20 protein-coding genes are annotated in these 23,019 nt (G+C 32.7%); 10 read left to right on the top strand and 10 right to left on the bottom strand.

Annotated elements, in window-relative coordinates; all coding sequences use genetic code 11:
• From PW52_RS14835 to PW52_RS14845, 3 genes are all read right to left on the bottom strand, one after another.
• On the bottom strand, nucleotides 1–353 hold a 353-nt coding region (locus tag PW52_RS14835), incomplete at its 3' end, for an ACT domain-containing protein (RefSeq protein WP_240475193.1).
• 44 nt (nucleotides 354–397) lie between these two features.
• The gene (locus PW52_RS14840; RefSeq protein WP_240475194.1) at nucleotides 398–1,000 is read right to left on the bottom strand and encodes a thiamine diphosphokinase; all 603 of its coding nucleotides are present in this window, start codon (nucleotides 998–1,000) and stop codon (nucleotides 398–400) included.
• A gap of 97 nt (nucleotides 1,001–1,097) precedes the next feature.
• Nucleotides 1,098–1,451: a 4Fe-4S dicluster domain-containing protein gene (locus PW52_RS14845; RefSeq protein WP_044633769.1), complete on the bottom strand. Its 354-nt coding sequence runs from the start codon at nucleotides 1,449–1,451 to the stop codon at nucleotides 1,098–1,100.
• A 95-nt stretch (nucleotides 1,452–1,546) separates the two neighbouring features.
• On the opposite strand from PW52_RS14845, the gene PW52_RS14850 reads away from it, so the two are divergent.
• The 10 genes from PW52_RS14850 (at nucleotide 1,547) to PW52_RS14895 (ending at nucleotide 11,007) form a co-directional block, all read left to right on the top strand.
• A complete protein-coding gene (locus PW52_RS14850; RefSeq protein WP_044633770.1) occupies nucleotides 1,547–2,608 on the top strand; it encodes an acyl-CoA reductase in 1,062 nt (353 codons plus the stop codon).
• A 181-nt stretch (nucleotides 2,609–2,789) separates the two neighbouring features.
• Nucleotides 2,790–3,854 carry a 3-phosphoserine/phosphohydroxythreonine transaminase gene (gene serC / locus PW52_RS14855; RefSeq protein WP_044633817.1) on the top strand — a complete coding sequence of 355 codons (1,065 nt, stop codon included), beginning with the start codon at nucleotides 2,790–2,792 and terminating at the stop codon, nucleotides 3,852–3,854.
• A 100-nt stretch (nucleotides 3,855–3,954) separates the two neighbouring features.
• Nucleotides 3,955–4,905, top strand: a complete 951-nt coding sequence (locus PW52_RS14860; RefSeq protein ID WP_044633771.1) for a D-2-hydroxyacid dehydrogenase — start codon at nucleotides 3,955–3,957, stop codon at nucleotides 4,903–4,905.
• A 112-nt stretch (nucleotides 4,906–5,017) separates the two neighbouring features.
• Complete coding sequence (locus tag PW52_RS14865) at nucleotides 5,018–5,653, top strand: DUF937 domain-containing protein (protein WP_044633772.1); 636 nt, start codon at nucleotides 5,018–5,020, stop codon at nucleotides 5,651–5,653.
• Nucleotides 5,654–5,776: 123 nt separating this feature from the next.
• On the top strand, nucleotides 5,777–6,217 hold the full coding sequence (locus PW52_RS14870; protein ID WP_044633773.1) for a DUF6146 family protein: 441 nt from the start codon (nucleotides 5,777–5,779) through the stop codon (nucleotides 6,215–6,217).
• 34 nt (nucleotides 6,218–6,251) lie between these two features.
• The gene (locus PW52_RS14875; RefSeq protein ID WP_044633774.1) at nucleotides 6,252–6,554 is read left to right on the top strand and encodes a DUF6787 family protein; all 303 of its coding nucleotides are present in this window, start codon (nucleotides 6,252–6,254) and stop codon (nucleotides 6,552–6,554) included.
• On the top strand, nucleotides 6,554–6,892 hold the full coding sequence (locus tag PW52_RS14880; RefSeq protein WP_044633775.1) for a hypothetical protein: 339 nt from the start codon (nucleotides 6,554–6,556) through the stop codon (nucleotides 6,890–6,892). Before PW52_RS14875 ends, PW52_RS14880 begins: the two co-directional genes overlap by 1 nt.
• Nucleotides 6,893–6,943: 51 nt before the next feature.
• Entirely contained in the window at nucleotides 6,944–9,340 is a 2,397-nt protein-coding gene (locus PW52_RS14885) for a TonB-dependent receptor (RefSeq protein WP_044633776.1), read from the top strand.
• 10 nt (nucleotides 9,341–9,350) lie between these two features.
• Nucleotides 9,351–9,908: a hypothetical protein gene (locus PW52_RS14890; RefSeq protein ID WP_044633777.1), complete on the top strand. Its 558-nt coding sequence runs from the start codon at nucleotides 9,351–9,353 to the stop codon at nucleotides 9,906–9,908.
• A 121-nt stretch (nucleotides 9,909–10,029) separates the two neighbouring features.
• A complete protein-coding gene (locus PW52_RS14895; protein ID WP_044633778.1) occupies nucleotides 10,030–11,007 on the top strand; it encodes an MBL fold metallo-hydrolase in 978 nt (325 codons plus the stop codon).
• A gap of 53 nt (nucleotides 11,008–11,060) precedes the next feature.
• Here PW52_RS14895 and guaB read toward each other — a convergent pair whose 3' ends face one another.
• From guaB to PW52_RS14930, 7 genes are all read right to left on the bottom strand, one after another.
• Complete coding sequence (gene guaB, locus PW52_RS14900; RefSeq protein ID WP_044633779.1) at nucleotides 11,061–12,533, bottom strand: IMP dehydrogenase; 1,473 nt, start codon at nucleotides 12,531–12,533, stop codon at nucleotides 11,061–11,063.
• 170 nt (nucleotides 12,534–12,703) lie between these two features.
• Entirely contained in the window at nucleotides 12,704–15,442 is a 2,739-nt protein-coding gene (locus PW52_RS14905; protein WP_131454011.1) for an outer membrane beta-barrel protein, read from the bottom strand.
• Nucleotides 15,443–15,588: 146 nt separating this feature from the next.
• Nucleotides 15,589–18,006: a TonB-dependent receptor domain-containing protein gene (locus PW52_RS14910; protein ID WP_044633781.1), complete on the bottom strand. Its 2,418-nt coding sequence runs from the start codon at nucleotides 18,004–18,006 to the stop codon at nucleotides 15,589–15,591.
• Nucleotides 17,987–19,357, bottom strand: a complete 1,371-nt coding sequence (locus tag PW52_RS14915) for an HTTM domain-containing protein (RefSeq protein ID WP_044633782.1) — start codon at nucleotides 19,355–19,357, stop codon at nucleotides 17,987–17,989. The genes PW52_RS14910 and PW52_RS14915 overlap by 20 nt, the downstream gene beginning before the upstream one ends.
• Before the next feature lie 59 nt (nucleotides 19,358–19,416).
• Nucleotides 19,417–20,508, bottom strand: a complete 1,092-nt coding sequence (locus tag PW52_RS14920) for an imelysin family protein (RefSeq protein WP_044633783.1) — start codon at nucleotides 20,506–20,508, stop codon at nucleotides 19,417–19,419.
• Nucleotides 20,509–20,596: 88 nt separating this feature from the next.
• Nucleotides 20,597–21,796: a DUF4856 domain-containing protein gene (locus PW52_RS14925; protein ID WP_044633784.1), complete on the bottom strand. Its 1,200-nt coding sequence runs from the start codon at nucleotides 21,794–21,796 to the stop codon at nucleotides 20,597–20,599.
• A gap of 102 nt (nucleotides 21,797–21,898) precedes the next feature.
• Nucleotides 21,899–22,762 carry a hydroxymethylglutaryl-CoA lyase gene (locus tag PW52_RS14930; RefSeq protein WP_044633818.1) on the bottom strand — a complete coding sequence of 288 codons (864 nt, stop codon included), beginning with the start codon at nucleotides 22,760–22,762 and terminating at the stop codon, nucleotides 21,899–21,901.
• Nucleotides 22,763–23,019: the final 257 nt, after the last annotated feature.

The raw sequence follows: 23,019 nt of genomic DNA on the forward strand, positions 1-23,019 counted from the left end.
CTATCTGCCAATTGCTCTAAAACTTTCACTGCGCGTAAACCATCTGTTTTATCTACAAAAATATGGTCATGAAAATAACCAGCAACCACATTACAGCTTATATTATGTTGTGCTAATTCTACCGAAAATTTAGCAGTTAAACCAACAGCTTCAAGCGCAGAATGAACCTGCAAAGTAATCCAAGAAGCTACAAAATGGTATTTCAACTTTAAAGCATCTGCTTTACTTTTTTCTAGCACAATGGTAATACCTTCAGTTTCTTTAAATTCAAAAAGTGTATCTTCCCTTTTAATATTATCAATATTAGGTAAGCTTACAAAAACATACTCGCCGTTATTTAATCTAGGCTTCATATGTTTTATAAGTTCTTCTAAGTTTTTTTCACCTTTCATATTCATCATCTATCATTAATAAAAACAAACAAATGTCCGCTTTCGTGCATAATTTCAACCGAATCTTCAATGGCTATATTGCGCGTTCCTATGCGCTTTCCAAAAATTAAAGACTCATTATTTAAAGGATACATTAAGCCTTTTGTGGTAACACCATCAACCTCAAAAACAGGAACTAAAGACACTATTTTATTTTTGCAGTTGTTAATTTTTTTATACTTATCGGCTAAAAAATAGTAACCGTAATTATCAAAAAACATCAAATTAAAATCATTATTCCATTGTACAGCTGTACTTAAATTTCCAAGAAAATGATCTTGTTCTTGTCCGCTAGCGCCATAAACATCAATATGAGTAAAGCCTCTTTCTTTTAAAATTTTTAAAACCTTATCAAAATCTGTAAAATCTTGATCTGGAGTATGTATTACTTCAATATCTTGAGGCAAATTATTTAACGAATCGAAATCGCCACTAATAAAATGTGGTGTAATTTTATGCGCTAATAAATGTTTATAACCGCCATCGGTGGCACAAACCACATCATATTCACTTAAATCTGGAAAGGTTTTAGGCGGTTCGCCATTAATTAATAAAAAGGCCTTTTTCACTTGTATTTTAATTATTTAAAGGAGCAATTTAAGAACAAAAAAAATCGTGAGGTTAAAAACTCAGGATTTTTTATAATTGTATAATAATATTTAAAAATTATCCTTCTGGATGCATGAAGCGTTGTTTTGCTAATAATTCCTCCTCAGTTTCTTCAACGTCTTCATTCGGCACACAACAATCTACAGGGCAAACTGCAGCACATTGTGGCTCGTCGTGAAATCCTTTACATTCTGTACATTTATCTGGAACAATGTAATATAAATCATCACTTATAGGTTCTTGCGGCTCATCTGCGTCCACCTCTTTTCCGTTAGGTAAAACAACAGAACCTTCTAAACTTGTTCCATCTTTATAGCGCCAGTCGTCGGCACCCTCATATATTGCTGTATTTGGGCACTCTGGTTCGCAAGCACCGCAATTTATACATTCGTCTGTTATTATAATTGCCATAGTAATTTTTGTTTTTAAAATTCAAGAACTCATTATAGTTTCCTTAAATTTGCAGTTGCAAAAATAAAGCCAAAACCATTCATAACCAAATTAGAATGCAATTAGAACAGAGAATTAATGCTTTTGTGAATTTAGGGTTGTTTTTAAAACAATTTTCAAACGAAACAATAAAAAAGGAAAATAATATTAAAAATAACGATTTATTTTTCGATGGCTTTAAACACCAATTAAAACTTGCCCAAGAACATAATGGTTGGTTTACAACAGAAAACTTAATTTTTTCTATAAATAATTGGGCAAATGCACTTACTACAACAAACTTAAAAACATGGTTAAAACCGTATAAATTAGGCAACATTCCACCAAAAACTGTTGCTATAATTATGGCAGGAAATATTCCTTTAGTTGGGTTTCACGACTTTTTAAGTGTTTTAATTACTGGACATAATGTTTTAGTAAAACAATCGAGTAACGATAAACAACTACTACCCTATTTAGCTAAATATTTAGAATATGCCGAACCTAGTTTTAAGGGCAAAATACAATTTACAGAAGAAAAATTAGAAAATTTTGATGCTGTAATTGCTACAGGAAGCAATAATACGGCTCGTTACTTTGAATATTATTTTAAAAATAAACCATCTATAATTAGAAAAAACAGGAACTCGGTTGCTGTTTTAACTGGTAACGAAACTATTGACGATTTAAAAAATTTAGCTGAAGATATTTTTAGATATTATGGCCTAGGGTGTCGTAATGTATCGAAAATGTATGTGCCCAAAGGCTATAATTTTAACGTCTTTTTTGAGGGTATTTACCATTGGCACAACATTATTGAACATGCTAAATATGCGAATAATTACGACTATAATAAAGCAGTGTATTTAATGAGCGAATTTGACATGCTGGAAAACGGATTTTTTATGATAAAAGAAGATGAAAGTTATGCATCACCAATTGCTACGTTGTTTTATGAATATTACGAAAACGTTGGAGTTTTAAAAGAAAAGCTAAATTCTGAAAAAGAGCAAATTCAGTGCATTGTTGCGCGCAATTTTAGTAATGATGAAATTGCCTTCGGGCATACTCAAATGCCTAATCTAAACGATTATGCGGATAGTATCGATTCTGTTGAATTTTTATTAGCAATTCCGTAAAAAAATTATTGAATTTTTAACATAAAATACTCAATTTATCACCAACTTTACACCTTAATTTTTTTCACAAAAATGAAATCTTATTATAGCTAAAATTACTTACTTTAAATTAAGTTTTAAAGCAGTAATTTCTTTATTTAAGATGGCATCTGAAATAAGAAATAAGACAAAAACCAAACAGATGAAAAAACACAATTTTAGCGCAGGACCATGTATTTTACCTCAAGAAGTTTTACAAAAAGCATCGCAAGCTGTATTAGACTTAGATAATAGCGGATTATCTTTAATTGAAATTTCACATAGAAGCAAAGCGTTTGTAGACATTATGGAAAACGCTAGAGCACTAGCCTTAGAACTTTTAGGACTAGAAGGCAAAGGTTACAAGGCTTTATTTTTACAAGGTGGTGCAAGCACACAATTTTTAATGGTAGCTTTAAACTTATTAGAAAAAAGAGCTGGATATTTAAATTCTGGTACTTGGGCAGCAAAAGCTATTAAGGAAGCTCAAATTTATGACGATATTTATGAGGTAGCATCGTCAAAAGATGCTAATTATAATTACATTCCAAAAGGCTACGAAATTCCTGAAGATTACGATTATTTTCACTGTACCTCTAACAATACTATTTTTGGTACTCAAATGAAAGAATTCCCAAACTCGCCAATACCAATGGTGTGCGATATGAGTAGTGATATTTTTTCTCGTTCTTTAAATTTTTCGAAATTCGATATTATTTACGCAGGAGCGCAAAAAAACATGGGACCAGCAGGCACAACGCTTGTTGTAGTTAAAGAAGATGTTTTAGGTAAAGTATCTCGAAAAATCCCTTCTATGATGGATTATAAAACCCATATAGATAAAGGCAGTATGTTTAATACTCCTCCTGTTTTTGCTGTTTACACTTCAATGCTAACCTTAGAATGGTTAAAAGGTTTAGGAGGCATAGCTGCTATAGAAAAAGAAAATGAAAAGAAAGCACGTTTAATGTATTCTGAAATTGATTTAAACCCTTTATTTAAAGGATTTGCATCTAAAGCAGATCGCTCGAACATGAATGCTACCTTTACACTTGAAAACGAAAACCTTAAAGAAACCTTTGAAACCATGTTAAAAGAAGCTGGTATTAATGGACTTAACGGACACAGAAGTGTAGGTGGTTATAGAGCTTCAATGTATAACGCATTACCTTTAGATAGCGTAAAAGTTGTAGTTGAAGTTATGAGCGAATTAGAACGTAAAGCATAATTTTATAACGTTTAAATTTCCAAGAAATTGGAAATCTAACCAAACTAAATAATTATATAAGATTTCCGTTTTCACGGAAATGAAAAAATAAAACAAAAAAATGAAAGTATTAGCAAACGACGGTGTTTCACAAAGCGGAATTGACGCCTTAGAAAAAGCCGGATACGAAGTATCTACCACAACTGTAGCTCAAGAACAATTAATTAATTACATAAACGAAAATGACATTTCTGTGTTATTAGTAAGAAGTGCAACTACAGTAAGAAAAGATTTAATTGATGCCTGCCCAAACCTAAAAATTATTGGTCGTGGTGGTGTTGGTATGGATAATATTGATGTAGAATACGCTCGTGAAAAAGGCTTAAGCGTAATTAATACACCTGCCGCTTCATCGCACTCGGTTGCCGAATTAGTTTTTGGTCACCTTTATGGTTTAGCACGTTTTTTACATAACGCTAACCGCGAAATGCCTTTAGAAGGCGACAGTAACTTTAAAGGATTAAAAAAAGCTTATGCTAAAGGTACCGAGTTAAAAGGAAAAACATTAGGTGTTCTAGGATTTGGTCGTATTGGTCAAGCTACGGCAAAAGTAGCCCTAGGTGCTGGAATGAAAGTAGTAGCTTTTGATCCATTTATGGAAGAAGCTAATTTAGAATTAGAATTTTTCGACGGTCAAAAAGTAAACTTCGAAATTAAAACTATTTCTAAAGAAGATGTATTAAAACAAGCCGACTTTTTAACCTTACACGTGCCAGCTCAAAAAGATTATGTAATTGATGAAGCTGAATTCAATATGATGAAAGATGGTGTTATAATAGCCAATGCAGCTCGTGGTGGTGTTTTAAACGAAGTGGCTTTAGTAAAAGCTATTGAAAATGGTAAAGTTGCCAGAGCAGCTTTAGATGTTTTTGAAAAAGAACCTAAACCAGAAATGCAATTATTAATGAATCCTGCGTTGTCATTAACACCTCATACAGGTGCAGCGACAAACGAAGCGCAAGATAGAATTGGTACAGAATTAGCATCTCAAATTATAAGTATTCTTGGATAAGAAACTATAAAATGTGACCTAAACATATAATTTGAGTCCTAACTATAAAAGGTTAGGACTTTTTTTGTACATTGAATATCCAATTTTATTAAAACAATTAAAATAAATTAACATGTCTGGAATTTTAGATTTATTAAACAGCGACTTAGGAAAAACCTTGATTAGTGGTGTTGCTGGACAAACTAATCAACCGCAAGAAAAAACACAAAGTGTATTAACTATGGCTCTACCTGTTTTAATGCAAGCTATGAAACGTAACGCTTCTACACCAGAAGGTGCTGCAGGATTAATGAATGCTTTAAGTAGTAAACACGATGGTAGTATTTTAGATAATCTTGGTGGTTTATTTAATAGTGGTGTTGACGATAACGTTTTAAACGATGGAAGTAAAATTTTAGGACACGTTTTAGGAGGAAAACAACAAGCCGTAACTAACACTTTGGGAGCAAAATCTGGAATGGATGCTGGTTCTGTAGCGCAAATATTAAAAGTTGCCGCTCCAATTTTAATGGGAGTTTTAGGTAAACAAACGCAACAAAATAACGTTAGTAATGCTGGTGGTATTACCGATTTATTAGGTGGCTTAATTGGTGGAAATTCTGCAGGACAAGAACAAAGCTTTTTGGAATCTATTCTGGATGCCGATGGAGATGGTAGTGTTGTTGATGATGTTGCTGGTATGGTACTTGGCGGAAGTAATAAAAAAGGTGGACTTGGAGGTTTATTAGGCGGTCTTTTTGGCAAATAATTTATAACGGAAATAAAATGAATTAAAAAAGCGTTAAGCATTTTCCTTAACGCTTTTTTGGTAAATAACAATAAAACAATTAATTTAAGCTATAACTCTTATCCTTTTAGATTAAAATTTATCATGAGAAATTTAGTTTTATTAATTATTCTATGTAGCGCATTTATTTTTAACTGCAACACCCAAAAAAGACCTATTTCTTCTAAAAGCAAACGCTTACAAAACATAAAAGATAACGATACTGTTAAGATTTCGAGTGATAAAGTAGAATACGAAATAATAATTATCGAACCTGGTTACAACTATTGGTTAGCTAGCACCGCTAGACCAGAAGGCTATTATTCACAACAATTTATGGAATCGCGCAATTATCAATATGTTATCGAATGGAATAGCCGCGTATTACAACCAAGCAGGTTTAGTCCAAACTTATACGAATTACAAATTGATTACCAACCTAATATAGATTATGGTTACGAAGTAAATTATAAGCTTTATAATTATTTTATTTATTTTCAGTTAAAATACAACCAAAGGTTAGGAAGCTTCACACCTAGAATTTAAAAGCTTTTACTTATTTTTGTTGAAAATTAGAAAATTGAAAAAGTTAAAAGAACGCTGGGGCATTACAAGTAATTGGCAAATTGCTGTTATTTTTATTGTATTTGCCATTACAGGTTCTACTGCGTCCTACATTGGTAAACCCATTTTAAGTTTCTTAAATATTACAACAGAAACGTTAAATCCTTTTTTTTATTGGGTAATTCGTATACTTTTGCTTTTCGTTGTTTATCAATTCCTGCTTGTATTTTTTGGCTGGATTTTTGGGCAACACAAATTTTTCTGGAATTTTGAAAAAAAGATGCTTAGAAGACTTGGATTCAAGTTTTTAAAAGAATAGTGAATACAATAACAAAACATATCGTTTTTAAAATTTTAACTTTAACTATTACGGCGACTTTATTTTTGCCTACTTTAATTAAAGTTAATCATATATTCGAGCATCATGAGCACGAGTATTCATGCTGTACATCAGATGCCTCTGCTCACGTTCATAACATAGATCATAATTGTGAATTTCAAAAATTTCAATTAAATCATTTTTTTACACTTACAACACAAACATTTGCTACTTTAAAAGTTTTAGCTTCAAACAAAATAGCCCTTAAAACTTACAACTTCGTAGTAAAACAGCAACACCTATCGTTTTCTTTAAGAGCGCCACCGGCTTACATTTAATATTAAATAAATTACACTTTAAACCATTTTAGTAATCGTTTATTTTATTAAATGAAAAATATATTTGTAGCAATATGTTTTCTAATTAATGCGGTTGTTATAAGTCAGAATTGCGAATATACTCTTAAAGGTGAAGTTATAGATTTTCATAACACCACCCCAATAGAAAATGCAGCAATTAAAGTACTTAACACAAATAATTATGCCGTTAGTGACATTAATGGAAAATTTACTTTAAAAAATCTTTGTAATAAAAATATAACTATAGAAGTGTCGCACATAGGCTGTGAAACGCAAACTATTTCTATTGAATTAAAAGAAAATGCTTTTGAAACCATTTTGTTAGAGCACCATTTAGATGAGCTTAATGAAGTGGTTGTTAATACCACTATTCGAGCAGAGAATACAAGTATATCGCAATCGCTTAAACAAAAAACTATAGATGATTTCACAGACAAATCGTTGGGAGATGCCTTAAACACCATAAGCGGGATATCATCATTGAACTCCGGAAGCACTATTGTAAAACCCATGATTCATGGCTTACACAGTAGTCGTCTTTTAATTATTAATAACAGTGTACGTTTATTCGATCAAGAATGGGGAGACGAGCATGCACCAAACATCGACATAAATGCATCCAATAGCATTGAAGTTGTAAAAGGCGCCACATCTTTAAGATATGGAAGCGATGCGATTGGTGGTTTAATATTAATTAAACCTAAAAAATATGCGACCACAGATAGTTTATTTGGTAGCAGTACTTTGTCTTTTAACTCTAATGGGTTAGGTGGCATTGTAAACAGCGAACTTATTAAAACTTACAAATCGGGTTTTTATGGTAAAATTCAAGCAAACTATAAGCAATTTGGCGATTTTAAAGCGCCCGATTATTATTTAACGAATACTGGAACAAAAAACTTAAATGCTTCATTTGCATTTGGTTATAATAGTTTTGAACAAGGGTTTGATGCCTACTACAGTTTCGTTAATAAAGAATTAGGAATTTTAGCTTCATCACATATTGGAAATGTAAATGATTTGGTTTCAGCAATAAACAGTCCAGAACCACGCATAACAGAAGATTTTTCTTATGCAATAGAAACTCCAAGACAAACAGTTTTACATCATTTAGCAAAAGTTGAAGCCTATAAACGTTTTAAAGGACTTGGTAAACTAACGGCCCAATACGATTTTCAAATAAATAGAAGAAAAGAGTTCGATACAAGACGAGGCGACAGATCTAGTATTCCTGTAATAGACTTACGATTATTTACAACCTCGTTTCAGCCTAATCTATTAATTGATGCTGTTAATAATTGGAAGATTAACACTGGTTTTTTACTCCGTTTTCAAGAAAATAATGCCGTATTTGGAACTGGCTCAAACCCAATAATTCCAGATTACGACAAATATGATGCAGGATTTTACGCCACAGCAGAACATCAATTAAATTTATTTTCTGAAATAAGTGCTGGATTTAGATACGATTTTTCTAAAATTGAAGCTTCGAAGTGGTACGAAATCGAAGATTGGGAAAATAACAACTACGACCAGTTATTCCCAGAATTTGAGTCGGGAACAACTGAAAATAGTGATATTTTAACCTTCCCAGAATTTACATTTCAAACGTATTCTGCCAATTTAGGTTATACCAAACATTATCAAAACGATTTTGAACTGTTTTTCAATTATGGTTTAGCCTCTAGAATGCCAAACCCATCAGAATTGTTTAGCGATGGACTTCATCATAGTACAGCTAGAATTGAAATTGGTAAACTAACCTTTACAAAAGAAACAGCACATAAATTTATTGGTTCGCTACAACGCAAACATCAAAATTTTGGTTTTAGTATTAGTCCTTATTTTAATTATATTAAAAATTACCTTCAACTTGTTCCTGTCGATATTGAAACAACAATTCGAGGTACTTTTCCTGTTTGGGAATACCAACAAGATGATGCTAGAATTTATGGTGTAGATGTAGATATTGACAAAAAAATAAGTTCAAAATTCAGCTATAATGGTAGTATTAGCTTACTACAAGGTGATAATTTAACCGATGATGTAGCGCTTATTCACATGCCCTCTAGCAATTTTATAAATAAAATTACCTATTATAATAAAGATTTAAACCAATTAACAATTAGTTTAAATCAAAAAACTGTATTACACAAAGAAAACTACCCGGATTACAATTTTTACACCTATAATGCTACTATTGACGACTACGTGTATGTCGATATTAGTACACCGCCTTCAACCTATTCATTATTTGGTTTTAATAGTTCTGCTAGCTTTAAAGCATTTAAAACTGGGAATTTAAAAATCGAATTTAATATTGAAAATTTTTTTAATACCTCGTACAGAGAATACCTTAATAGGCTTCGATATTTCGCAGATGAATTAGGTCGAAATTTTAACCTTAAAATCAAATTAAATTATTAACACAATAATCATGAAAAACTTAAATTCATTAAAAACAGTAAAATTACTTGCATTATTTTTTATTTCGAGCTTAGCTTTAGTAAGCTGTTCTAACGACGACGATCACGACGATCATGAGCACGAAGAAGAAGTAATAACAACAATTATTTACACTTTAGAAGACGACAACGGAAATACAGTAACCCTTACTTATGACGATTTAGGAGGTGGCTCTACTGTTTCTGGATCTTTTATAGCAAACACAACCTATACTGGTACTATTCAATTATTAAACGAAACAGAAGATCCTGCTGAAGACATTACTGAAGAAGTTGAAGAAGAAGGTGACGAGCACGAATTTTTCTATACTTCTACCATTTCAGATATCGTAATCACAAAAGACGATGTAGATGACGACGGTAACCCAATTGGAATTGAAACATCTTTAACAACAGGCGATGCTGGTACTGGGTCATTAACTATAGTTTTAAAGCACGAACCTACAAAACCAAACGACGGATCTTCTGATAATGCAGGTGGTAGCACAGACTTAGAAGTAACTTTCGCTATTGAAGTAGTTTTCACTTAAAAAATCTTTTTGTAATACAGTTAAAAAAAGCAACTATTAATTTAGTTGCTTTTTTTATTTACACCCATTGCATACTTGTTTTCAATTTTAATAACTTGGCAAATCATAAAACGTTTATAAAATGAACCGAACTCAAATAGCACTCCTTTTAGTAATACTAATGTCTTTTTCATGTAAAGAAAAAAACATCGCGAAATCCAACACAAAAACCTCTACAATCCAAATAAACCCAAACGAAACAGCTATCATAATTCTTGGAACCATTCAAGATGCTGGTTCTCCACAAATTGGTTGCCAAAAAGATTGCTGCAAAACACTTTTTAATAATCCAGATAAAAACAGACAGGTAGTTTCTTTAGGTTTAATTGATAATGAATTTGAAAAGAAATATATGTTTGAAGCTTCACCCGATTTTGTAACACAAACTAAGGCGCTTGTTAATCCAAAGATAAAAAACACCAACGAAATTCCCGATGGTATATTTTTAACACATGCACACATTGGGCATTATACGGGCTTAATGTATTTGGGTAAAGAAGCTATGAATGCCAGTAAAGTTCCTGTTTACGCCATGCCTAAAATGAAAACATTTTTAGAAAGCAACGGACCTTGGAGCCAGTTAGTTAAAACTGAAAATATTATTTTAAAAGATATTCAAGATGGGCAAACAATAACTTTAACCAACAACCTAAACGTCACGCCTTTTTTAGTACCACACAGAGACGAGTATTCCGAAACGGTTGGCTACAAAATAAAAGGTAAAAACAAATCCGCTTTATTTATCCCAGACATTGATAAATGGAGTAAATGGGAAAAAAGCATAATTGAAGAAATTAAAACTGTTGACTACGCCTTTGTTGATGCCACATTTTTTAGTGGTAAAGAATTAAATAACCGCGATATGTCTCAAATTCCCCATCCCTTTATTCTAGAAAGCTTAGATTTATTTAAAAACTTACCCCTTTCTGAAAAAAACAAAATTGTATTTATTCATTTTAATCATACCAATCCTGTAATTAATTTAAACAGTAAAGAAGCACAAACTGTTATAAAAGCAGGCTTTAATATTGCTCAAATTCATGATATTTATAAATTATAAAAAAAGCTTGAGAAAAACTCAAGCCTTTTTTTATATAAACATATTACCTAGTTTTATCTAGAATAATTAGGAGATTCTTTAGTAATGGTTACATCATGCGGATGACTTTCGTTAATACCACTAGCTGTAATTTTTACAAACTGTCCTGTTTCTTTTAAGGTTTCAATATCTTTTGATCCGCAATATCCCATTCCTGCACGTAACCCTCCAATAAATTGGTGAATACTTTCAAACAATTCACCTTTATACGGTACACGACCTACAATACCTTCTGGAACTAACTTTTTAATATCGTCTTCAACATCTTGGAAATAACGGTCTTTACTACCTTCTTTCATTGCTTCAACCGATCCCATGCCACGGTAAGACTTAAACTTACGTCCCTCGTAAATAATAGTTTCTCCTGGAGATTCTTTAGTACCTGCTAAAAGCGAACCTAACATCACACAATCGGCTCCAGCTGCAATAGCTTTAGGTATATCGCCTGTATAACGAATTCCTCCATCGGCAATTACTGGAACACCGCTACCTTTTATAGCAGCAGCCACTTCTAACACTGCAGAAAACTGAGGAAAACCAACACCAGCAACCACACGTGTTGTACAAATAGACCCTGGACCAATACCTACTTTTACAGCATCGGCACCAGCTTCAACTAAATATTTAGCAGCAGCACCCGTTGCAATGTTCCCTACAATAACTTCAAGGGTTGGGAATTTTTCTTTTATAGCTTTTAAAACACCTACAACACCTTTTGTATGTCCATGAGCCGTATCGATAACTACAGCATCAACACCTGCATTTACTAAAGCTTCAGCACGCTCTACAGCATCGCCAGTTACACCAATGGCAGCGGCTACACGTAAACGGCCAAATTCATCTTTATTAGCAATAGGTTTAAGCGTTAATTTAGTAATATCTCTAAAAGTAATTAACCCTGTAAGTTTATAAGTATCGTCTACAATAAGTAATTTTTCAATTTTATGTTTTTGAAGAATTGCTTCAGCATCAACCAACGATGTACCAACACCTGCAGTTACTAAGTTTTCACTGGTCATAACATCGGTAATCAATCTTTCATCATCATGCTCAAAACGTAAATCACGGTTTGTAACAATCCCTTTTAAAATACCATTATCGTCTGTAATAGGAATACCGCCAATACCATGCTCTGCCATATTTTGCTTAGCATCTCTAACTTTAGCTGTTAACGGTAGAGTAACAGGATCTAAAATCATACCGCTTTCTGCACGTTTAACACGACGTACTTTTAGCGCTTGTTGCTCTATAGTCATGTTTTTATGAAGCACACCAATACCACCTTCTTGAGCCATAGCAATAGCCATTTTACTTTCGGTTACGGTATCCATAGCCGCCGAAATAATAGGTACATTAATGGTAATGTTTCGTGTAAATTTTGTTTGTATGTTAACTTCGCGAGGTAAAACTTCGGAGAAAGCTGGAACTAATAAAACGTCGTCGTAGGTTAGTCCTTCTCCTACTATTTTGTTAAGATGTGCGTTCATGTTGCAATTACGTTATAATTGCGTGCAAATATACATAATTTCTAGCATCATTTTTTAATTTGATTCTAAATTTAATGTTAAGTTAATTACAAATATCTCTTTTATAAGTTCAACACTAAAATGTATCGCTTAAACTCATCAATTAAAACAAAAAACTTTAAAATATACACCTATCCGCGACGTCCTCTACGGCGACTATTTGAATCAAAATTCATACGTTGGCCAGCAAAACTTCCAAATTTATAGGTGAAATTAAGCATGAAATACTGCTCTAAAATTCGGTTTTCAACATCTTGTATATAGGTATCGGTTACCGTGCGTCGATAGCCATTATTTTTTCCTAAAACATCGTAACCTACAAGTGTTACAGTGGCTTTATTTTTCCATAGTTCTGCCCCTAAACCAGCATTCCAAAAAACAGCATCGGCATCGTACTCGTCGCCTACACGACTATTGTAGCGATATGACACTTTATTGGTAATAAACAAAACGTCTTTTATAAAAAAGATTGAGGAGTTAAATTGTAAATTCTGAATAAAGTAGCTGTTATCGTTAAAACTATCGGTATCGTAAACACTTTTTACAGTTGAATAACTGTAGCTTGTACTAAGATCTATAATTTCGTTATACAAACAGTTTATCGAAATCCTTGGACGGATGGTTGTAGTTTGAGCCGTAAATTTAAGTCCGTTTTGTAAAGACAAGCTATTATCGAAACTTGCCATGACACTTCCGTTTAAATTAAAATTAATTTTTTTATTGAAATATGATTTTGAAACCGAAGCATTACCACGTAAATTATAGTCGCCATTTAAATTGGTATAGGTAGTATACTTATTTAAATCGGAATTGGTTATGGTTGAATTTATAATTTTGTCTTTAGTAAATTCGGCTCGTGCATCGCCTGAAACATTTATGTTATGAAAGGCGATATTGTTTTGATAACGAAACCTTAAATTATGATCTACTTGCGGTGCTAAATCGGGATTTCCAACACGAATGTGGGTTATATTACTAACATCTTCTACGGGTTGCAACTGGCTAACCGATGGTAAATTTACATCCTGATTATAATCTAAAGAAATGCGTTTATAACCTTTTTCATCGCGGTAGCGAATACGCCCGCCAAATGTTACATATTTAAAATTTCGCTTAAAATTTCGCGCTTCAATAAGCTCATCTTTAAAATCTCTAAAAGTTGTTGTATGAGCACCTTCAATCTCGAATCTAATATCGTTTAAATCGTATCTTAATTTTAATGACGGACGAAGCGTTGTTGTAACATACCTACTATCGGTACTTAAAGTTTCATTAAAATCGTTATAGCTTTCAGAATCTTCATTAAAATCATAAATGAAATTTTCGGTAGAGCTCGTATTTACTGTTGCCGAATAACGTGGCATTACCCTAAAATCATCGAACACTTCTTTAACTAAAATTGTATTTAAGTTAATGTTACTCGATTTACTTTCGTTGTATTTTTCTTGATTCTGAATTATGGTGTCGTTTCTGTTGTATAAAACATTTTCAGAATAACTATTTACATCGCTATTCGATTTACTAAAATTAGTATTTACGCCTATATTAAAGTAATTACCGCCACCTTGAGATGGTGTAACATCGAAATTATTCTGAATATTATAACTTGAAGCTTCTGTACTATTTCGAGATATGTAATCGCTAACCAACGCTCCATCACTATACGACGACGTGCTTGCGTTTTCGGAGCCAGATATTGTATTTGATGTATTAAAATTAGTTTCGTTGGAAATTTTAACTCGGTTTTTAGACCATTTATTTTTAGGATCTACAATATACTGCAAATCAGCTCTGGCTTTATGGCTATCCGATTCGTTATAACCTCTGTTTTCAGACTCTGTAATATAATTTAAATCTGGTAAAAAATTCTCCCTATAACTCATTTGCTCCGTTTCACGATCTTGTGCGCTGTAGTTATAATTAGAATTTATTCGGGTTTCGTTCCATTTCCCTTTGCTAAAATTGGCTCCAACAAAATCCGATTCTAAATACCCGGTACTTGTGTCGGTGTTAGGCAAGGCATTAAAACCACGCGACATATTAATATTATTAGTACCAGCAATAACCCCAAGTTGCTTACCATCTAGTACTTGAAAAACATTGGCATTCCCTTGATATTTATCGTCTGTTCCGGCGCCCAATTTAACATCGCCAAACATGGCTCGGTTTTTCCCTTTTTTAATTTTAAAATTGATTTCTTTTGTACCAGAATCCGATTCTTCACCAGTAAACTTTTGCAAATTCGTTTTAAAATCGGTAACCTGTACTTTACTAATAACGCCACTGGGTAAATTTTTTAAAGCTATTTCTCCATTTTTCTCGCCAAAAAACGGCATACCATCAACGTTTATAGCTTCAACCTCAACACCATTTACAGTAATCAAACCATCAGCATCAATTTCTACACCAGGAAGTTTTTTTAGCAAATCTTCGGCCTTATCGTTGGGTAAACTTTTAAAACTATCGGCATTATACTCAATCGTATCTTTTTTTATAACCACAGGAGGCGCTTTTGCAATTATAGATATTGCTGTTAAGGCTTCGGCTTGATCCTCTAAAACAAGTGTCCCCAAGTTTAAGGCATCTCCTTTTGGTGCATTTATAACTTTACTATAGGGCTTGTAACCCATGTAAGCAATATTAAAAATCGCTTTAGCCTCATCATACGTATTTACTTGTAATGAAAATTTTCCCGCTCTATTGGTAATACCGTAAGCAATAGGAATACTATCGGATATGCTTTGCAAATAGACCGTAGCGGCTTCTAGAATAAGTGAATCTTTATCTTTAACAAAGCCTTCTAGCGTAAACTTTTGCGCAAACAACGATACAGAAAAGCTTAACGCAAGCAAAATAAGTGTTTTTTTCAATTTAGTGATTGGTTGGTTTATTTTAAGACTGCGTTTCTCTTACAAAGTTTAATTTCAATATGTTAAAAAATTCTTAAAGAAATTTAACTCGCAATTTTTATATCGCACAGTAGATCACTCATTTTATTCACTTAAAATATCATGTATTAAAGCTTAATTTGCAAAGTAACATACCAATTTCTGGGCGCCGAAGGAATAATTCCCGGCCCCGGATAACCGGTTGCACGTCTTGTAAAGTAGGCATTATCTAAAACATTATTTACGCCTGTTTCAAGCTTTAATTTTTTGTATTTGTACGACAACGACAGGTCTAAAATATCGTAAGCTGGAATTTCTCCAATAACACCACTAATACTTCCTGCCGTTGCATTTGTAGCATCTGTAAACTGTTGCCCCAAATAGGTATATTGAATACTCGCCAGTACATTTTTGTAACCACCATTTAAACCTGTTTTTAAATTTAAATCGGGAACAAATTCTACTTTATTACCTTCTACTCCCGGTTCTTCCGAACTTGTATACTCCGAATTAATTATTGAAGTGTTTATAAAATAATTAAGCTGAATATTATTATTCAAACCAAAAATCTTTTTCAAATTAAAATCGAATAAAGACTCTACACCATACATAACAGCATCTCCAACATTACCACGTTGGCTTGTAAGACTTCCATCGGTAGATTCTTTTTGTACAAAACCAATTCTTTCGTTGTAAAACAAACTAAACAAATCTGCATCGTACGACACGTAACCTTTGTAATTTCCTCGCATACCTAAATCGGCAGTAAAACCTTCTTCATCTGTAATATCTGGATCTATGGAAAAAGCAGGATTAGCAATATTTATATCGGAAAATGTAACCGAACGGTAGTTTTGCGAAACGTTTCCGTAAAACTCTAAACTACTATTAGGTTTGTAACTTAACCCAATGCCCAATAAAACAAACGAGCGTTCAAAATTTCTATTATCAGCAACATCTTCTTCAAAAATTACATTTCCAGCAGCATCTGTATTTATTTGTTTGTAAAAACCTTCACTTTCGGTTTTAATATATTCAAATCTAAATCCTGGTGTTACCGAAAACTTATCGGTGACGTAAAAAATATTTTCTCCAAATACAGAAACATTAAAGTTTGGCAAATCAAATTCCGATTGATCTGAGTAATTAGGAAAAGTATCATTATAAAAATTAAAATCAGCATCAGCACCATCGCTCCCAGGGCCTTGTCTTTGATAATTATTGGCTTTATAAAATTTAGTTCCTATTAAAAAGGTGGCATTTTTATTTAAAATTGTGTACTTACTTAGTAATCTAGACTCGAAACCAAAATTATTAAAATCGCCTACAATTAAATCGCGCTCTTCACCAGAATCTACTTGACTTACACGGTTTGTTCTAAAACCCAAAGCTTTTCGCGATGCATTCAATCCAAAAAAATTAAAAGTAAAATTGGTATTGGCATTAAACTCGTGGGCTAATTTTAAATTATAGAGTAACCAATCTACTTTAAACCAATTTCTAGCGCGATTACTTTGATAAGGATCGTTGTAAAACATATCATCGGTTAAACCGCCCGCTTGTTTTGCTAAATAATTTAAATAAGTAAGCTCGCCCTCAATTTTAGTTTTTTCGGAAAATTGATAGCCTAAATGAGCAAAAGTGTTTATAGATTCAAACTCAGAATTTGGCCTAAACCCATCACCTTTTTTATAATTTACATAAGTATAATAACTGAATTTATTCTGTGTTCCGCTAACACTTGTAAAATTTGTAAACAAGCCAAAACTTCCTAAAGTATTTCTTGTAATAAACTCTAATGGTTTTGAAGGGTTCGGTTCTTTAAACTTAAAATTAACCAAACCACCAAATTGTGTTCCGTATTGCAACGAAGCCGCACCACGAACAATTTGAATTTCGCTTAAAGCCTCTGCAGGTGGCGAGTAATAACTTTCTGGGTAACCTAAAACATCGGCACTAATATCGTAACCGTTTTGTCTGGTATTAAAATTAGCCGTTCGGTTTGGATCTAAGCCACGACCACCAATATTTAATTGCAAACCAGCATCGTCGTTTTGGTAAATATTTAAGCCCGCTACTTGACTATAAATTTGGCGCGCATTATTACTTGCCAAATTCGCCATAGATTGATCTATTAAAACCACTTCGGTTTTCTTACCAGCGTAAATAGCAGTTTCTTCAACATCGTTTAAACGTTTTAATTCGAACGCTTTACGTTTATTCGCATTTACAACCACTTCAGACAGTTCGGTGGCTAAACTATATAGTTCGATTTTTAAATTATTGGATTGTTTGGAGTTGATTATAACTTCTTTTATTTCGTATTCTGATGCATAAAACACTAAAGTTAAATTTATTTTTTCTGTTGAAAATTTAAAGGTTCCAGTAGCATCTGTAATGGCTAATAAACCTGAATCTTTGTCGTAAACATTAACGGCATTTACAGGTTTTTCTTGAAATGTTACCACACCGGTAACGTCTTGTTGAGAGAAAGCAGACACACTAAAAATTAGTGCTATTATAAATTTAAAGTCCTTTAATGTCATCTTTAAAAGGTAATATCCAAAATTTTGATTTAAACGATTCTTTTTGGGCATACAAATCTACGGTTTTATCAATAAACGGCGCACTTAAACGTCCATTAAGTGCCACATAACTATCTACAAACACTTGTACATTTTTATGCCCTTGAGATGTAAAATGATCGCCTAAATAGTGTGCGTACTCTAAAATAAAATCGGGTTGAAAGCTCATTTGCTTTTCTTGGAATGGTGTTAAAAAATCGCTATTATCAACATAAAAAAAGGCTCCTGTTTCTGCATTAACTATTTTAAAAGTAGCAATTCCCATTTTTTCCATAAGCATAACGCGCCACGAAAAACGGTAACCTTCTTCTGTCCAGAATAATTCTCCGGGATAAAGCAAATAACGAAATGGTATTGTTAATTGCAGAATAAAAAACAGCCCAACAATAGTTAGCGTTGCTTTTTTAAAGTTTATAGTGTAATAATCGTAGATTTTTAAATGAGGTACTCGTTTAGAACTAAATGAGAGCTTATTTAAAATCAGTTTTAAAAAACTTATTATTTTCTGATGAAAGTCCGCCTCAAAAAATATTAATGAACTTACAATCATGATAAACGGAAACATACCAATTGGAAATAAAACTCGTGTAAACACATGAAAAAACACCACTAAAACGAAGGCGTATATTCTGGTTTTACGATAAAGCAATAAAAAAGGAATACATAAATCGTACAACATACCCGACCAACTCATAGTATAATGAAACCAAGTTTGGTGCATTAAAGTATCGCCTATAATGGGTAAATCGTATTTTGAAGGCAACCATATTTTTAGAGGTTGAGCTCTTAATAACCAATCGGAATTTAATTTTGCCAAACCAGCATAAAAATAGACGATTCCAAGTAGTAATTTTATGCTATCTATGCTCCATTTAGGAACGTTTTTAAAAGTCTTTTTTCGAATTAAATTATCAACCGAAAAGTATGCACTCGCCGGTAAAAAAATCATTAAAAAACTTAATAAACTTATAAAGTAATAATGGTTTAAGTAGCTTGTTTTATCCATTAACTCGATATAAGTAAAACTTAAGAAAAAGGTAATAATAGCCAACCTGTATTTTAACCCAAAAGCAACGCATAACGCAGCTAAACCACAAACTATAAAAAGTAAATAAGTATAATTACCAAGTGGTTTAACCCAAGAAAAACCATAATAAGAGAAATGAAATTTAGGCTGTAAATAAAGGGTTTCTATCCAACCATGACACGAAAAACGAACAATACTTAAACACATCATGATGCCAAAAGCAATTCTAAAAACTGCTAATGGTGCTGCATTTGTTTTTTTATTTAAATACGAGCTTAAACTCATGTTCGTTTTAACAAAAAAAGGTTGCTTTAAAGCAACCTTTAATTAAAATATTTTAAAAATTAATCGCCATCGGCATCAAGATAATCAACGCTAATATCGAAGGCTTGTAACATATCAACTTTAAAAGATACTACCAATAACTGTAACGCATCATAAGCTTCAGTCATTTTTGTATTATCAGTATTTATTTGATCGTAAAAACTATCATCTAAAGCTTCAATTTTTTCTCTGGCATCTTCAAACTTAGTTGTAATTTCGGTTACTAAATCGGCTCTATCTAAACTAATTAAATAGCTTTCAAAACTTTCACCAGAACCACTTCCTGAAAAGGCATCGCCATAAAAAACAGCTTCAACGGCACTTAAAGCTTCTAAAGCTAAATCTTTTGAAAATGCTTTGGCATATAATGCTTCAACTGTTTCTGGTAAAGGATCTGTAGAAAAAACGCCTGCTGGAATTCCAAATTTATTCGCTCTTAATCCTTTTTCAAAATAATAAATAAAATCGTTTGTAAATTTATTTAAAGAGCTTGTTGCTGTATTACCTGTTTGGCTTACAAAAGTATTTCGGTAAGAACTATTCCAGTTTGTTAAAACACTTGATGTTAAGCTTTTCATTTGATCTATTAAATCTGAAAGATAACTTGTATAGTTTTCACTTTGGTAAAACGTTAATATATCGGTATCGTTATCGGCTAAACCGTATATCATATAATCTACAGCAGGAAAACCAACAGCATCGTTGTTATTTGGATGTGTTAAATCGTAAGAACCAGAATTTATATTTGCTGATATATCGTCAATATTTGTTGGGTAAATATTCATTTGGAAACCATAAAGTACCGTTTCTGCTTCACCAATATTAAACATTTCAACATACTGCCATGCTGTGTAAGCAGTTAACCAAGATGCTCTTAAAGCCTCTAAATTGGCTTGATTTGGTGTAGCTACAAAATTGTTTTTAGCTTCTGTTAGTGCCGAAAGCTCGGTTTCTAAATCTTGAAAAGCCGGAATAATGATATTATCGGCTAAATTTACAAGAAGTGCGCTTCTGTCGTAATTATCGGTAGTTCCACCACTGCCACCAGATGAAGAAGAACTACAAGCTATAATGAAGCCAATAATTATAGTTCCTAGAATAATTTTTTTCATTTTTATTTTTTTTACAAAAATACTAAAAGTTGCTATTGTAAATTAATACAACAGCAACTTAAAGAAGTATATTAATTATGTATGTGAATTAACTTCCAGCTTGCTCTGTTGTGAAGTTAAAACGAGAGGCTATTTCTGTTGCCATAGCATCTAAATCGTCGGTAGAAATGTCCCAGAAACCATTACCATCTGTTAAGGTTGCAATAAAAGCATCTACTTCTGCTTTAGTAAAATATGGCTCGTCTGAATTTGGTTGTCTTGTAAACTGTAAGCTATAAACAAAACCAAAACCTTCAGATAAATCGTGAAATGCAGAAGCATAATCTACACCTAAATTTAATTTTCCTTGTAATAAGTAATAAACAGCTCTTACACCAATTACTTCAGATATTTTTTCTTTAATAATTTCGGCTTGAGCATCTCTCACATCGTAATTTTTAGCTACAATTGCTGCTCTTCCTAATTTAAAAGCTTGGTAAATATCGTCTGCAATACCAGCAAAATCGGCATCATCTTCTACTCTACCAATATATTTGTTTAAAAAACTGTCTGCTCCTAAATCTGCATTTGGATTTGTAGCATCGGCATTTAATCCATAAACATAACCGTAAGCTTCGTCCCATTTATGCTCCATGTTTGTATAAGATTTTCCATCGGCAACAATATCGGCATCATTATCTGCTAAATTAGTTCCTGCATCTAAAACCGTAGGACTTAAATAATTATTTAAAGCTTGGTCTACCATTAAACCACCAATTAAACTTTTATTAATTGCCTGGTTATACTCTAAACCTTTTGCGTTTACATATCTTGTAGAACCACCACCAGCTTCTTGAATTTTACCCGCAGTTCCTGAAACAGCATCGGTATCCCAATTAGGGAAAACTTCATCAACTTGTGCAGCAATCCAAGAATCAAAATCAGCTTTAATAGCACTTGCATCTGTTGTATTTGCAGAAAAATAATCGGTTGATGCAGCTGTTTTACTTCTAATATTTTTATCTGATGCATTTAAATCAGCATCGCTAAAATCGCTTTCTCCTTCGGCATGTGCAAACATAGCGTCTAAAACCGCTTCGGAATTACTAGTTTCTGTTAGTGCCGATAAAAACTCTTCTCCCATTAAAATTCTAGTGGTTTGTCCATTAAAATCTACTGTAGATTCGCCATCTCTAGTAAAAGAATAAGATGCAGGAGCTACTACTCCAGAATCTCCACCATTATCGTCGCTAGAACAGGATACAAAAAAACTCCCCATAACAAGAGCACTTAAAACAATCTTTTTCATTTTTAGTTTATTTAGATTAATTTAAAATAGTTGCGCGCAAATATAATATGCACCTTTCGATTAAAAAAGAAAATTTTTAATTAATCTAAATAAACGTTAAAATTACTGAAAATTATTGAAAATTTTTAGCGCCTCGTTGTAAGCGCTTTCAAAACTCATGGCATCTAAATTATTAACATGCATTGCTGTGAAGTAAGATAATAGTTTTTCGGTAGGCATATTTCCTGTAAGTTCATCTTTTGCCATTGGGCAGCCACCGTAGCCCTTAATAGCGCCATCGAATCGCAAACAGCCGGCGCTATAAGCCGCATCTACTTTTTCGTGCCATGAATTCGGCGAGGTATGCAAGTGTGCCCCAAACTCAATATTCTTATATTTTGGAATTAAGTTTGAAAACAAATAACTAATAGTTTCTGGAGTAGAACTGCCAATGGTATCGCTTAGCGATAATATGTTAACTCCCATTTTAGCTAGTTTTTCGGTCCATTCGCCAACAATATCAACATTCCATGGATCGCCGTAAGGATTACCAAAACCCATTGATATATAAACCACCACTTCTTTCTTGGTTTTTACTGCAATATTTAAAATTTCCTTTAGTGTATCGACCGATTGTGCAATTGTTTTATGCGTATTACGCATTTGGAAGTTTTCTGATATTGAAAATGGAAAACCCAAATAACTTATCGCTTGGTGTTGCGATGCATCTTGTGCTCCTCTTACATTAGCAACTATGGCTAGCAGTTTACTAGTTGTTTTACTTAAATCTAATTGCGCTAAAACATCGGCGGTATCAACCATTTGTGGAATGGCTCGCGGAGACACAAAACTTCCAAAATCTATAGTATCGAAACCTACACGTAACAACGACTGTATGTATTGCACTTTCTTTTCGGTAGGAATAAATGCTTTTATACCTTGCATAGCATCGCGAGGGCATTCGATTATTTTGATTTTTTCTGGCATTAATTCGTTTAATATTAAAGGATAAATATAAACTATTAAATTAATAAAATACAATAGTATAAATTTTCAAATACCCAACCAATTATCAAATTCACGAATTATTTATAGAATAAATTAATTTTTCTCATTTTAGATCACAAATAACCATCATAACCTCATTGTATTTCATCTTAAAAAGTTAACATTTAATACTTTAAACGAGTATTATATAGTTTTATCGTCTTTTTTTTACAAAACAACTCCTTCCTCCTAATTTT

It is taken from the genome of Neotamlana sedimentorum (assembly GCF_000943565.1).
Classification (GTDB): Bacteria; Bacteroidota; Bacteroidia; order Flavobacteriales; family Flavobacteriaceae; genus Neotamlana; species Neotamlana sedimentorum.

Excerpts from the sequence above, each read along its gene's own strand:
- PW52_RS14845 (WP_044633769.1), bottom strand. The coding sequence starts at position 1,451 with ATGGCAATTATAATAACAGACGAATGTATAAATTGCGGTGCTTGCGAA.
- PW52_RS14850 (WP_044633770.1), top strand. The coding sequence starts at position 1,547 with ATGCAATTAGAACAGAGAATTAATGCTTTTGTGAATTTAGGGTTGTTT.
- serC (WP_044633817.1), top strand. The coding sequence starts at position 2,790 with ATGAAAAAACACAATTTTAGCGCAGGACCATGTATTTTACCTCAAGAA.
- PW52_RS14860 (WP_044633771.1), top strand. The coding sequence starts at position 3,955 with ATGAAAGTATTAGCAAACGACGGTGTTTCACAAAGCGGAATTGACGCC.
- PW52_RS14865 (WP_044633772.1), top strand. The coding sequence starts at position 5,018 with ATGTCTGGAATTTTAGATTTATTAAACAGCGACTTAGGAAAAACCTTG.
- PW52_RS14870 (WP_044633773.1), top strand. The coding sequence starts at position 5,777 with ATGAGAAATTTAGTTTTATTAATTATTCTATGTAGCGCATTTATTTTT.
- PW52_RS14885 (WP_044633776.1), top strand. The coding sequence starts at position 6,944 with ATGAAAAATATATTTGTAGCAATATGTTTTCTAATTAATGCGGTTGTT.
- PW52_RS14890 (WP_044633777.1), top strand. The coding sequence starts at position 9,351 with ATGAAAAACTTAAATTCATTAAAAACAGTAAAATTACTTGCATTATTT.
- PW52_RS14895 (WP_044633778.1), top strand. The coding sequence starts at position 10,030 with ATGAACCGAACTCAAATAGCACTCCTTTTAGTAATACTAATGTCTTTT.
- guaB (WP_044633779.1), bottom strand. The coding sequence starts at position 12,533 with ATGAACGCACATCTTAACAAAATAGTAGGAGAAGGACTAACCTACGAC.
- PW52_RS14910 (WP_044633781.1), bottom strand. The coding sequence starts at position 18,006 with ATGACATTAAAGGACTTTAAATTTATAATAGCACTAATTTTTAGTGTG.
- PW52_RS14915 (WP_044633782.1), bottom strand. The coding sequence starts at position 19,357 with ATGAGTTTAAGCTCGTATTTAAATAAAAAAACAAATGCAGCACCATTA.
- PW52_RS14920 (WP_044633783.1), bottom strand. The coding sequence starts at position 20,508 with ATGAAAAAAATTATTCTAGGAACTATAATTATTGGCTTCATTATAGCT.
- PW52_RS14925 (WP_044633784.1), bottom strand. The coding sequence starts at position 21,796 with ATGAAAAAGATTGTTTTAAGTGCTCTTGTTATGGGGAGTTTTTTTGTA.
- PW52_RS14930 (WP_044633818.1), bottom strand. The coding sequence starts at position 22,762 with ATGCCAGAAAAAATCAAAATAATCGAATGCCCTCGCGATGCTATGCAA.